Origin of the sequence: Pedobacter sp. (genome assembly GCF_035566355.1) — a bacterium.
Lineage (GTDB): Bacteria > Bacteroidota > Bacteroidia > Sphingobacteriales > Sphingobacteriaceae > Pedobacter.
Window position 1 is genome coordinate 1 of sequence record NZ_DATMRL010000044.1, and the last position, 13539, is coordinate 13539.

Sequence of the window (13539 nt, forward strand, 5' to 3'; positions counted from 1 at the left end):
GAAAGGTGCAGGTAGTTTAGATCAGGTTGCACAAAAGGTGGCTAAACCAGTGGTACCGGTTGAGAATATTGTTTTTGGTAACCCAGTACTTCCGGGCGTGGGCCAGGAAAACAAATTGATTGGTACTGTATTTGGTTCTGCTGTAAATAAAATTTCCAGTCCTGTTGCAGGAGATCATGGTGTTTATGCCTTTACAGTAAGTGCATTTAGCAATCCTGCTCCATTGGCGAATACGTATAAACAAAAAGAAACTATGTTACTGGGTGTTGGACAGCGTGCATTAGGTGCAGCGTTCCAGGCATTACAGGATAAAAGCAAGATAAAAGACAATAGGGTGAAATTCTATTAATCTTATTTTACGTAATTTTGTAACCGGAAGTATATCGCTTCCGGTTTTTTTATTTTTAGATGCCATGGATATTCAGGAGAATTTTGTTAATAAAGTTAGTGCCAGTGGGTTAATCACGATCAATCTGGAAGAGTATTACAATAAGGGTGAGCGTGTAGTCTATGATATTAAAGAAAATCTTTTTCATGGCTTGATGCTGCGGGAAAAGGATTTTCGTGAGTTTATAAAGAATCATGACTGGTCTCAGTACCAGGATAAAAATATAGCAGTTATTTGTTCGGCTGATGCTATTGTGCCTACCTGGGCTTATATGCTGCTGGCGAGCAAAATGAAGCCTTACGCCAATGAGGTTGTCTTTGGGGGCTTGGATGTCCTGGAATCGGTGTTGTTTGCAAAATCACTGACCAATATAGATCTGGATTCTTTAGCTGGCGAAAGAGTTGTTGTTAAGGGTTGTGCAGACATTGATGTTCCGGTTTCGGCTTATGTGGAACTGACCAATCTGCTGCTTCCTGTTGTGAAAAGCATTATGTATGGGGAGCCGTGTTCCACTGTTCCGATCTATAAACGTAAGGATTAAGGATTTTGGAAGGATTCTTGCATAAATTCTGTATGAGATTTGCCTTTTTATTCCTTATAGGAAGTTTATTAGTCAGCGTACAGGTCTATGCACAGGAATTGCCTTTAAAAAAGGAGCCGGTCTTTCAGGCCGGGGAGGTACTTCAGTATAAATTAAGATATGGCTTTATTACGGCAGCAGAGGGAACACTGAAAGTTCTGAATACAGACATGAAGTTTGACAACAAGCCTGTTTATAAATTATCGGTGGACGGGGAAACGTCGGGAACCTTTGATATTTTTTATAAGATCAGGGATCATTACGATTCCTATATCGATAAGGAAACGTTAACCCCTTATTTTTATCAGGAAAATATCCGTGAAGGAGGTTATAAAAGGGCAGATAAAGCAAGGTTTACGCAGCACAGCAGGCAGGTTGTTTCTAACCGGGGTACATTTACCGGGCCTACGAACCAGACCTTTGATCTGGTTTCTGCGTACTATTTTGCAAGAAGCCTGAATATTGCCAATATCAAATCAGGTGACCAGTTTGCGCTGAACTATTTCCTGCAGGATGGGATTAGCCAGCTGAAAATTGAATATATCGGAAAGGAAGTGATCAAGACGAAGCTGGGTAAGATCAGATGTCTTAAATTTAGTCCTTCTATACAGCCTGGAAGGATTTTCAGGAAAGACAGCAGGCTTTACCTCTGGATTACTGATGACGGGAACCGCGTCCCGGTAAAAGCTCAGGTAGAGATACTTGTTGGTGCGGTGACTATGGAATTAAAATCAGCTACGGGGCTTAAATACCCTCTGGCTAAAATTGATGAATAAGATGATAGAAGTTCAAAATACGCTAATCCATGAGGATGTGATCAGCGAAAACTTTGTGTGTAACCTCAATAAATGTAAAGGGATCTGTTGTGTAGAAGGAGATTCAGGTGCTCCACTTGAGCAAGCTGAAAAGGCAGTTCTGGAAGAAATTTATCCAAAGATCAGACATTTGCTGGCACCGAAAGGAATTGCTGCAATCGAGGAATATGGTACATCTGTTGTCGATCAGGATGGAGACCTGACCACACCATGTGTGGATGGGAACAAAGAATGTGCTTATGTTACTTTTGAAAATGGCATTACCAAATGCGCCATAGAGAAGGGCTATGAAGAAGGGCTTGTAGATTGGCAAAAACCGATTTCCTGTCATTTGTACCCGATTCGAATTACGCATTATCCAGAGTTCGACGTATTGAATTATGACAGGTGGAGTATCTGTAAAGATGCCTGTACCTTCGGCCGTGAATTAAAAGTTCCGGTTTACCAGTTTCTAAAAGGACCTTTAATTCGTAAATATGGTGCGGAATGGTATGCAGAATTGGAAAATAGCTTATAATTGCAGATAAATAAATAAATCATATAAAACTAACGGACTCCGAATTTTGAAAGGAATAATTTTAGCAGGTGGAAGTGGCACAAGGTTGCACCCTTTAACCTTAGTAATGAGTAAACAAATGATGCCGGTTTATGATAAACCGATGATCTATTATCCTTTGTCTACTTTAATGCTGGCCGGGATCAGAGAGATTCTGATCATTTCTACCCCACATGACCTTCCAAATTTCGAGAAACTCCTGGGTGATGGCAGTCGTTTAGGCTGTAAGTTTTCTTATGCAGTTCAGGCTGAACCAAATGGTCTTGCGCAGGCATTCGTGATTGGTGCTGATTTTATCGGCCAGGATAAAGTAGCCCTGGTACTTGGCGACAATATTTTTTATGGTGACGGAATGGCTAAACTGCTCCAGGGAAGTTCGGATCCGGATGGTGGAGTGGTATTTGCCTATAGGGTCGCAGATCCGGAACGTTATGGTGTGGTGGAATTTGATGAGGAGAACAATGCGGTTTCCATTGAAGAGAAGCCTGCTGCCCCTAAATCTGACTATGCTGTGCCAGGATTGTATTTCTATGATAATAGCGTGGTTGAAATTGCGAGAAACATTAAACCGTCCCCTCGTGGGGAGTACGAGATTACAGATGTTAATAAGGTTTACCTGGAACAAGGTAAATTGAAAGTAGGTGTACTGAGCAGGGGAACAGCATGGCTGGATACAGGAACCTTTGCTTCCTTAATGCAGGCCGGACAGTTTGTACAGGTGATAGAAGAACGACAAGGCCTGAAAATTGGTTGTATAGAAGAGGTAGCTTACCGGATGGGCTTTATCGATAAAGAACAGTTGAACAAAGTAGCAGAGCCATTGGTGAAAAGCGGTTATGGCGCTTATTTATTAAAAGTGATCAAATAACTGATAATGAAGGGGTATCTTTACCTGTTTCTGATCCTTGTGGCCTGCTGTTGCAGTTCTTGCTTCCAGATTGTAGAAGAAATTAATCTGTCTGACAATGGGACAGGTACAGTTAACCTTACCGTAAACCTCAGCCAGAGCAAAACCAAGGTTGCTTCGATCCTGCTTTTGGATAGTGTGAACGGCTACAAGATTCCCTCCAAGCAAAAGATCCAAAAGGAAATGGATGAGGTAGTGACTTATCTGAAAAATTCAAAAGGAATTACTAATGTAAGCCGGAAACTGGACCTGGAGAATTTCATCGCGAGCGTGAGTTTCTCCTTTAACAATATATCCAATATCAATAACATCAGCCAGAACGTGCTCAAAAAACTAAAAGTGAATGCCATAAGTAGTTCTTCTTATAGCTTTAGCGCGGCAAATCATGTTTTTGAGCGAAATTATGCTCATCATAAAGAAGCATTGGTTCAATACAATAAGCTAAAACCAGAAGTGAAAAATGTATTTAAAGAGGCCACCTATACGAGTATCTATCGTTTTGAGGTGCCGGTTTCCGTTTGTACAAATCCTCTGGCAAAAGTTTCCGCAAGCAAAAAGGCGGTGATGGTACGAACAGGAATGCTCGGCCTGATCAATGGCAAAACCAATATTTCCAATAGAATTACGCTGTCAAAATAAATCTTACCTACCTATTTAAAACTCTATTATCATGAATTTTCTTACTAAATTAACGTTGACGCTCAGCGTTATTTTTCTCGTAACCGAACTTAAAGCACAAGATCTTCAACGCAAAATACCTTCAGATGCGCTTGTGGTAGCTACCCTTAAAGGGAAAAATATGCTGGAGCTGATGTCAACAAATGAATTTAATCAGACCTTCCTCGGGAAAAAAATCCTGGATAAAGTTTCGAGATCTACCAAAAGTAAAGTGAGCCAGGTGGAAGAACTTGGTTTTAACTTATCAGCCGATTTTTACTATTACAATCAGGGTAACGACAGTGTAAGTTACCACTGCTTGCTGGCTCCGGTAAAGAATGCCGCAAAGCTGGATGAACTATATACCAGTTCCGGATTAAAATTCAATACTGCGGGGAATTGGAGAACCTATTATAATCTGGATTCTACAGAGCTAACACGCTGGAATGAGAATACCCTGTATTTTATCAAAGGAGAGGGGAAGACATCTTATCTTTACCCTGCTGCACAAACTTCCATTGGGATTACGGATACAGCTGCGGTAGCAATTGACAGTACTGTTGTTGATACTGTTGCAGCAACTTATGACACAACGGAAATACAGGAACCTGCTGTGAGGAAAACTAAAGTGACCAAAACAAAAGCATCGGGTGCAAAGAAAAAAGGTAAAGTACATTCGAAAAAGCGTAAAGCCAGGCCGGTAAGGAAAAAACCAGTTCAGATAAAGGAGGAGGAAGCAGATCCTACAGAAGCTGTAGCAATGGCCGACAGTGTGGCTGCAGCTCCGGCCTATGGGATGGATAATGGTTATTCCCAACAACTGGCACTCAAAAAAAGAGCCATTGCTAAATGTGTGCAACAAAAGGCAGATGACTTTGTAGCCAAAGGAGAATCGACCTCTGTTCTGGACAACAAGGACTATGTAAAAAGTATTGACGGGCATGCCGAAATTTCTGTATGGATTGCCGGGCTTGATAAATTAATCGGCGGCTATATGCCCTCCAACCGTTACTTTGACGGTAAAAGTATGTTCAAGGGATACGGAAGTGTGGTGGCAAAACTTTATCTGGAAGACAAAAATATAAAGATCGGCACTGCTATGCACTTTGATCAGGATATGGCCGATATCTTTAAAAAGGTCAATAAGAGAAAACTGAACAAAAAGTTTCTCCAATATGTAAACGAAAATAAACTTATCGGATATATGGCCTATGCCGCCGATACTAAAGCTTATCTGGAGGCCTATCCAAAGATTATCTCCAGATTTTACGGTTCTGCTTACGGAGATGAGATTGGTATGGCCAGTGATCTTTTCTCTCTTTTGCTGGATGAAGATGCGGTGAGTAAGGTGGTTAAGGGAGATGGATTGTTTATTTTTAATGGCCTTAGCCAAAAGGAAGTTTCCTATAAGTCTTATGAGTACAACGAAGAGAATTTTGAAACCAAAGAGGTGACCAAAACCAAGAAAGAGACCTTGCCGGATTTCCTGCTGATGTTTTCTTCTGAAGATCATCAGCTGATTAATAAGTTGATTGCTTATGGTGTAAAGAAGGAATTCGTTAAAAATAATCAGGGTTATTATGAGCTGTCTATCCCTAAGAGTCCGATGTCACTTTTTTTTGCACTTAAAAAAGACATGATCTTTTTGGGGAGCAATGCTGAGGAGATGGCGCAGATTGCAGGAGACCGTTACGTAGCTAAAGTATCCTCCAGACATAAAAAGATGCTGAGCAATGCGAATTATGCGGCCTATTTCAGTTCAAAGAAACTTGCGGGGAAGATACCTGCGGAAGAAATCGGCAATACAGCAAAGGTAGAAAAAGCAAATAAACTCTTAAATTCAATTGGAGATATCTATATGAAATCTAATCCTATTGAAGGAAATGCAATTTCGGGAGAGGTGAGTATGGATATTCCGGCGAGCCAGCCGAATGCTTTAAAATACCTTTTCTCTCTGATAGAGGAAGCAAAAAAATAGTTCATGAAGAAAATATGGACCAGATCGGCAGCGGTTATCCTGCTGTTGCTGATCGTTGTATTGGGTTACCTTCAATACAGAAAATACCAATCCCGGAAGAATCGGATCCATAACGAGGCTGCTCTCTTATTTAAGATTGATCTGGATGGTATACTGGAAAGTAATGCTTTGAGCTTTTGGAGGAATCCTCCAAAATTTCTAGTCTGGGAGAACGAAGAGATAGCCATTCCCAAGGGCTTTTCTATTCCTTCCCGTCTTTTCATTTACAATGTACGTTCTAAGTCTGCTGAGACCTTCTTTTGTTCTTTACAGCTCACAGATACAGCAGCACTTAAATTATACCTTAAAAAGGCCCTGAAGATCCATAATTTCGAGAATATAGCGGGCGGACAGGTTTTCGGCATCAGTGCAGATGGGAAATTATGCGTTGCCTATAATGAACAGGAAATGGCATTGTCTTATTCTTTCAAAAGAGAACAGACCAGAACCATTCTTCTGGATGTACTGAATAAAAGGAATCTATTGGATGAAGGAGATCAAAAGCTGCAAAGCCTATTGAAGATAAAAGGCCACCTGGCTTATATTTTTGATGGATTTTCCGGAGCGGGAGAAGTAAAAGATAATGCGATTTCGTTAGAGGGGTCTGTTCCTATAAAGGGGCTTGACGTTTCCGAAAAATCTTATGTAAGTACAGATCTGGATAACAATACCGACGCAATGCTGAAAATATGGCTGAATGCCAAACCAGCGAATTTTCATTTGAATAAATTTTGGACAATTGCTGGGATTGAACTTTCGGCAGACAGCTTAAATAAATATTATAAGGGGTATACAGATCTGGTGCTCAACAAATCAATCAAACAGACCGATACCCTAATTACATATACCTATAACGACGATTTTGAGAAGACGGAACAAAAAGTGCTTAAGGAGATCAGAGTTCCGGATATGCGGATGACGTTGACTACAAAAACAGGTGGTTTGCTGGATTACTTGAAAAGGCAAAAGGCTATTGAAGGGGAGAAGCTCAATAAATCATTGTTCCCTTTGTATCAGGTATTCGATAAAAGCAATGATCAGGTACTGCAATTAAGTACCAATAAATACAGCAAATTAAAAGAAGGTGTAAAAAACACCCCGTATTTTTTCTTTGCGGAGGCGAATATAGCTCAATTGCATAAAGACCATGTTTTTCCTTTGCTGGATTCTTATCTGGAGTTCTTTACCCATTTGACGGTGAAGATGACGAGAGAAGATGCAAAAAAGGCCCATCTCGAAATGGAGATGAGCCTGAGTAGAAATTAGGGTCGCTTTATTTTTTCTCTGCTGCCTGCATTGGATTCAGTCCGGTAGACTGCCCCCGGGCGGCAGCAGCATTTGCTTTTTGTTTAAACAATTGAAATTTAGTGGCTTGTGCCTGGCCACCCCAGGTATTGTTGCTTTCATCGATATCTGCTGTCTCCCGCATAGGATCCAGCTTTATCGCGGCAACTTCTTTATCTTCCGCATAGAATTTGGAGGCATTGTTTTCGTTCAGGCGCCAGATCTGTGCCGGAATCCTGTCTATTCTTTTTGTGCCGTCAGTGTAAGTAAATTCCACAATAACAGGCATTACTAATCCTCCTTTATTGCTAAAGGACAGTTCATAGAAGAACTTACCTGCATATTTAGACTTGTCGGTGCTGTTTAATTGTTCCAGGGCCGGTGTGTTGACTTGCTTACGTTCCATGTCGTCGTATTTTTCCAGTCCTCTGTCATACTTCCAGTAAAAGTCTCTGGTTTTCAGATCTTTGTCTGTATAGAAACTGATAGACTTATCTTCCTTATTTCTGATTTTAGAAAGGTCTTCAAATGCATTGACAAGTGGCCGCTCTAATTTGATCATGGAAGATGTTGACGGGGGAACGTTGGCATTGACGTCCGCTTTTGCAAATTTTACGGAATCTAAAGAGATATCGCAAGCATCAGTACCATAGAACCAGCCTCTCCAGAACCAGTCGAGATCTTCACCACTGGCATCTTCCATCGTTCTGAAAAAGTCTGCAGGTGTTGGATGTTTAAAGGCCCATCGTCTGGCATATTCTTTAAAGGCATAGTCAAATAATTCCCTGCCCATGATGGTTTCTCTTAGGATATTTAGTGCAGTTGCGGGCTTTGAATAGGCATTAGGACCAAAGCGAACAATATTCTCAGAATTGGTCATAACAGGCTCCAGTTCGTTCTTTGGTAATTTCATGTAGTCTACAATTGTATAGGCAGGTCCTTTCTTGGTGGGAAACTTATTGTCCCAAAGTTCCTCTGTAAGGTACTCTACAAAGGAGTTTAAACCCTCATCCATCCAGGTCCACTGACGTTCATCGCTATTCACAATCATTGGAAAGAAATTGTGTCCAACTTCATGTATAATAACGCCCAGCATTCCATTTTTAGAGGTTTCGGTATAAGTTCCATCCTTTTCAGTACGGCCATAGTTGAAACAGATCATAGGATACTCCATACCATTGGCGGCCTCAATGCTTTGGGCAACCGGGTATGGGTATGGAATGGTAAAATGAGAATAGGTTTTTATGGTATGGGCAACTGCTTTTGTAGAAAACTTCCGGTAAAGGCCATAAGCTTCTTTGCCATAAAAACTCATACACATTACAGATTTGCCTTCTATAGGCTGTGCCATGGCATCCCAGATGAATTTTCTGGAAGAGGTCCAGGCAAAATCCCGTACATCTTTTGCCTCAAAAATCCAGGTCTTGGTTTGGGTACTCTTATTTTTTTCAGCCTGTTTTGCTTCTTCAAGGGTAACGATCTCAACAGGTTCTGTCGCGGTTTTAGATTGTTTATAGCGGGACAACTGGGCCGGTGATAATACCTTTTCGTAGTTTACGCATTCTCCTGTACCACCAAGAATATGATCTGCAGGAGCTGTAATTTGTACTTTAAAATCCCCAAAGGTTAGTGCAAATTCGCCCCGCCCGGTAAACTGATGATTTTGCCAGCCTTGAAAATCGCTGTATACACATAAGCGGGGATACCATTGGGTCATGGTAAATAAATGATTTCCATCTTCAGGAAAGTACTCATAACCACCACGGCCACCCATGGCGATACGGTTACCGATTTTATAGCTCCAGTCTACATTAAATATAAATTTTTGACCGGAAGCAAGGGGCACAGGCATTTCTACACGCATCATGGTCTTATTGATGGTGTATTTCAAAGTCCTTCCCTGTGCGTCAGTAATTTTGCTGATCTTAACCCCATAACCATTATCGCTTCCATCATACTGAAATTTATCCAATGCCTGAGTGGTGGTGCTTTGCGGCATCAGGGTACTGCTTTGATATCCGGAATTGTTGAGGTTGTTGTGCTCATTCTCATCCAGTTGCAGCCAGATATAAGTCAATACATCAGGAGAATTGTTGGAATAAGTAATAGTTTCACTGCCGTTTAACTTAAGTTCCTTCTCATCAAGACTGCATTTGATGTTGTAGTCTGCTTTTTGCTGCCAGTATTTTATGCCTGGGGCACCACTGGCCGTTCTTTGTTCATTCGGCGTGGTCAAAATGGTGCCTAATTGTTCAAATTTATTGCCATGGTTACTTTCTGGATTGTTCCTGATGTTCTGTGCGAACACGGCCGAAGAACAAACCAGCGCCATGGAGATGGAAAATAAAGCTTTTGTAGATTTCATTTGTAAAACTTATGCGAATTTAAATTTAAACTGTTTTTTTGTATTCTGAAAACAGGATACACCCGATGACTATAATATTAAACCAAACGCTATTAATTTGTTACCTAATCCTGGGATTTTTGCCTGTGAAACCCTTGGAAAAAAGACACCCCCTGCATTTGAGCAGTATGGAGTTGAATTATACCGCTAAAGGTGCAACCGTAGAGATCAGCTGCAGATTGTTTACCGATGATTTGGAAAATGCTTTAACTAAAGCATTTAAGGTGCATGCTGACCTTACTTCTGTGGCTAAACATGCTGTGATGGACGAGCTGGTTAAAAAATATGCAGTCCAGCACCTGCAGTTGAAAACGCGAGGCAAGGTGATTGGCCTGAATTATCTTGGATTTGAAAAAGATAATGAAGCCACTGTATTGTATATTGAATCTGTTCCTGTTAAAGGGCTAAAAGATCTGGAGATCCTGAATACATTTATGTATGATCTTTTTGATGATCAGAGTAATATTATGCATATTACGTACAACGGAAACAGAAAAAGTACCAAACTTGATTATCCGGACAAACTCTATAAAGTTGTATTTTGAGTTGAATAACCTAATATTCCTATGAACAAAGACCTACAGAAACTGGCAGAACTTTCTGCTGCACCATCCAGAATAATTATTGGGTTGATGTCGGGGACTTCTCTTGACGGATTGGATGTCGCTTTATGCCGTTTTACAGGATCAGGCATTTCGACCAAAACTGAGCTTCTGCATTTTAAAACGATCAGCTACCTTCCTGAATTTAAGGAGGAACTGAAATCAGTTTCCTTTAAAACGCTGGTGGACCTGGAAAAAGTGACCTTGTTAAATGCTTATATCGGTACATTTCATGCACAGCTGATTTTAGATTGTCTCAGAGACTGGAATTTTCCGGCTGCCGAAGTAGATCTGATTGCCAGCCATGGACAAACCATCTATCATGCCCCTTTTTCTAAGCATCAGCATAAAAATTATCCGAATGCAACGCTTCAAATTGGCGACGGAGATCATATTGCTGTGAAAACGGGAATCATTACCGTCAGTGACTTTCGGCAAAAACACATTGCCGCCGGAGGGGAAGGTGCTCCGCTGGCTGTTTATGGAGATTATCTGATCTTTTCAAGTGTAGACGAGAATCGGATCTTACTCAATATAGGCGGGATTGCCAACTTTACTTATCTGCCTTCAGGCCGTCGCCCTGACCTTGTTTTTTCTACAGACGTAGGCCCTGGAAATACCTTAATGGACCAGTTTGTACAATTGCATTATCCGGGCAAGCAATATGATGAAAATGCAGCCCTGGCTTCTGAAGGGAGGCTAAACGAAGCTTTGTTAAAGGAATTGCTAAACAATGATTTCTTTGGACTGGCCTTTCCAAAAACAACGGGGCCGGAACTGTTCAATCTGGATTACCTGAAAAATGCGATACATCAATCCGGTCAGGAAGGAATTTCCAATACAGATGTTCTCGCGACACTTTGCGAATTTACAGCTGTTGGAATTGTGGAGGCCATAACGCGTTCCATGGGAGGGAGAGAAGATTTCGAAATTTATATGAGCGGGGGTGGAATGCACAACCCTTTATTGGCGGAGAAACTGAGTTTGAAATTGAATAAAAAATTGAAGGACACTAAAGAGTTGGAAGTAGATCCGGATGCAAAAGAGGCTGTTTTATTTGGTCTGTTGGCCAATGAATGTGTAACAGGAGGGCGGCTTGATTTTGGAAACCGCCCTGGACTGCCTTCAGTAGTAATGGGTAAGATCAGCTTACCTGCTTAGATCTTCCGGGTTTCTTGTTCAAGCCAGCTCTTTTCTTCTGCATTTAAGAAAGGGCTTATTTTCTCGAACACTAATGCATTGTATTCATTCAGCCAGTTGATTTGGCTCTGTTCCAGTAATTCTTTTTGAACAATTGCCGTGCTGATCGGGGCAATAGTTAAAGCCTCAAAAGCGTAAAACTCATTGAATTCATTACTGATATCGTTAATGGTGGTCACCAGATTTTCTATTCGGATGCCATGTTTTCCATGACGGTATATACCTGGTTCTATAGAAGTAATCATGCCCAGTTCAATGGCTACCGGATTATTGGTCGGGTTAAAGACCTGGGGACCCTCATGTACATTTAGGAAATAACCTACGCCATGACCGGTTCCGTGGCCGTAATTGATGCCGTGTTCCCAAATGGGTTTGCGAGTAATTGCATCGATCTGGTAGCCGCAGGTTCCTTTAGGAAAGCGGGATTTGCAGCCATCAATCATACCTTTAAGTACCAGGGTATAGTCCTTTTTCTCTTCGTCGGTATTCTCTCCCAAAGAAATGGTACGGGTAATATCGGTCGTTCCGTAAAAGTACTGGCCGCCGGAATCCACCAGGTACAAACTCTCGGGTTTAAGTTCTGCATCGCTTTCAGGAGTTGCCGAATAGTGTGGCAAAGCACCGTGTGCTCTGTAAGCACTAATAGTGGTAAAACTATCGCCAACAAAGCCTTCCTGTTCTTCCCGGAAGCCACGAAGTTTTGCCGCGGCTGAAAGTTCGGTGATTTTTGTTTTTCCGATATTCTCCGTTAGCCACTTTAGAAAACGGGTAATGGCTACACCATCTTTAACCATGGCGGTACGGGTATTTGCCAGTTCTGTTTGGTTTTTAATGGCTTTGAGAAGGGTGGAGGGATTGGTCTCTTTAATGATCTTTACACTTGCAGGAATAACCTTTGTAAAGGCATAGCAATTTCTTTTTGGATCAATAAAGATACTGCTGTTTTCAGGCAAGCTAGATAAGTGCTTTTCAATGTCTGTATAGGCTTGCAATTGAACGCCGCTTTTTTGTAATTGTTCTTTTTCCGCAGTATTGAGTTTATGCTGATCTATAAATAAGAAGGCTTCTTTTTCACTGATGAGGGCAAAGCTCAGTACAACAGGGTTATAGCTCACATCTTTTCCCCGGATATTGAATAACCAGGCCAGATCATCCAGTGAAGAAACCAGGTGATAACCGGCTTGATGCTTTTGCAGAACAGCTCTAACCTCTGTCAGTTTGGAAGCTACGGATTGGCCGATGTGCTGTTCTTCGATCAAAAAAGCAGATTCTGAAGGTAGTTCAGGGCGACCCTCCCAGATGGGATTCAGGTAATCTTTATGCACAATGGATATGCCTTTTACAGCAAGGGTTTGGTTTAAAAGATCCCCTAATAAGATAGAAAGTAATTTTTCATCGGATGCAACGGTGGCACCTTTTGGTAGCGTTTCACCAAGCCATTGAATATATTCTGGCGCATGTTGTACTTTTTGTTTAACCAATTCAAAACCACTGCCTTCCAATTGCTCGGCAGCTTGTTCGAAATATCGCCCGTCTGTCCATAAACCGGCAAAATCAGCTGTGATCACTAGCGTGCCGGCAGAGCCCAGGAAGCCAGACGTAAAGGGAATGCATTTATAGTGTTTTGGCAGGTATTCGCTCATGTGAGGATCTGCAGAAGGAATAATATAGGCCTGAACATCATCGGCCTTCATCTGTTGACGTATTGCAGTTAGTTTTTCTTGATAAGTCATTGTCAAATGTTCTATGGATTAGAATTAGGCAAACTTAAGGAATATATTTACATAGGGGGTACAAAAAAGGCCTCCTTTTCGGGGAGGCCAGTGTGGCGTTAGTTGCCGGAGTCCTTTCTGGTCTCTATGACATCTTGTATGTTTTGCGGCAGATTGTTTAGCAGGTTGTAACCTGTTGCTTTTTCAATGTCCCTGACAGTCACGATATATTTTTTCCAGTCCGGGTCTACTGCATTGTTGTTTGGAGTGTTTACGGCAATTACCCTGGTGGTGTTGGTTACGCGGCTTAAGTCATCATTCCCATTAGGGATAATCACAGCTACTTTCCATACGTTTGAAGGTACAGTGATTTTTCCATTATCAATTGTACTGACGTTTCCATTATTTCCTGCTCCG

The 13539-nt window shown here is 41.5% G+C and carries 12 protein-coding genes and 1 pseudogene; 10 read left to right on the forward strand and 3 right to left on the reverse strand.

Going from position 1 to position 13539, the window contains the following annotated elements; all coding sequences use genetic code 11:
• The 8 genes and pseudogenes from VNZ46_RS01525 to VNZ46_RS01560 form a co-directional block, all read left to right on the forward strand.
• A pseudogene (locus tag VNZ46_RS01525) lies at positions 1–349 on the forward strand (peptidylprolyl isomerase); the annotation flags it as partial.
• 64 nt (positions 350–413) lie between these two features.
• Entirely contained in the window at positions 414–929 is a 516-nt protein-coding gene (locus VNZ46_RS01530) for a DUF2480 family protein (RefSeq protein ID WP_325558308.1), read from the forward strand.
• Between the two features lie 32 nt (positions 930–961).
• Complete coding sequence (locus VNZ46_RS01535) at positions 962–1744, forward strand: DUF3108 domain-containing protein (protein ID WP_325558309.1); 783 nt, start codon at positions 962–964, stop codon at positions 1742–1744.
• Position 1745: 1 nt separating this feature from the next.
• Positions 1746–2300, forward strand: a complete 555-nt coding sequence (locus VNZ46_RS01540; RefSeq protein WP_325558318.1) for a DUF3109 family protein — start codon at positions 1746–1748, stop codon at positions 2298–2300.
• Positions 2301–2346: 46 nt separating this feature from the next.
• The gene (rfbA, locus tag VNZ46_RS01545; RefSeq protein ID WP_133779334.1) at positions 2347–3207 is read left to right on the forward strand and encodes a glucose-1-phosphate thymidylyltransferase RfbA; all 861 of its coding nucleotides are present in this window, start codon (positions 2347–2349) and stop codon (positions 3205–3207) included.
• A 6-nt stretch (positions 3208–3213) separates the two neighbouring features.
• Positions 3214–3885, forward strand: a complete 672-nt coding sequence (locus VNZ46_RS01550; RefSeq protein ID WP_325558310.1) for a hypothetical protein — start codon at positions 3214–3216, stop codon at positions 3883–3885.
• A 31-nt stretch (positions 3886–3916) separates the two neighbouring features.
• Positions 3917–5881 carry a hypothetical protein gene (locus VNZ46_RS01555; RefSeq protein ID WP_325558311.1) on the forward strand — a complete coding sequence of 655 codons (1965 nt, stop codon included), beginning with the start codon at positions 3917–3919 and terminating at the stop codon, positions 5879–5881.
• 3 nt (positions 5882–5884) lie between these two features.
• Entirely contained in the window at positions 5885–7186 is a 1302-nt protein-coding gene (locus VNZ46_RS01560) for a hypothetical protein (RefSeq protein ID WP_325558312.1), read from the forward strand.
• A gap of 7 nt (positions 7187–7193) precedes the next feature.
• Here the strand turns inward: VNZ46_RS01560 and VNZ46_RS01565 are convergent, their stop codons facing one another.
• Complete coding sequence (locus VNZ46_RS01565; protein WP_325558313.1) at positions 7194–9569, reverse strand: M1 family metallopeptidase; 2376 nt, start codon at positions 9567–9569, stop codon at positions 7194–7196.
• A 134-nt stretch (positions 9570–9703) separates the two neighbouring features.
• Between VNZ46_RS01565 and VNZ46_RS01570 the strand changes: the two genes are divergently transcribed.
• The gene (locus VNZ46_RS01570) at positions 9704–10153 is read left to right on the forward strand and encodes a DUF6702 family protein (RefSeq protein WP_325558314.1); all 450 of its coding nucleotides are present in this window, start codon (positions 9704–9706) and stop codon (positions 10151–10153) included.
• A gap of 21 nt (positions 10154–10174) precedes the next feature.
• Positions 10175–11371: an anhydro-N-acetylmuramic acid kinase gene (locus VNZ46_RS01575; RefSeq protein ID WP_325558315.1), complete on the forward strand. Its 1197-nt coding sequence runs from the start codon at positions 10175–10177 to the stop codon at positions 11369–11371.
• Here the strand turns inward: VNZ46_RS01575 and VNZ46_RS01580 are convergent.
• Positions 11368–13143 (reverse strand): aminopeptidase P family protein, encoded by a 1776-nt coding sequence (locus tag VNZ46_RS01580; protein ID WP_325558316.1) that lies wholly within the window; start codon positions 13141–13143, stop codon positions 11368–11370. The genes VNZ46_RS01575 and VNZ46_RS01580 overlap by 4 nt on opposite strands.
• A gap of 98 nt (positions 13144–13241) precedes the next feature.
• The coding region (locus VNZ46_RS01585; RefSeq protein WP_325558317.1) for a DNA/RNA non-specific endonuclease at positions 13242–13539 on the reverse strand (298 nt) is incomplete at its 5' end.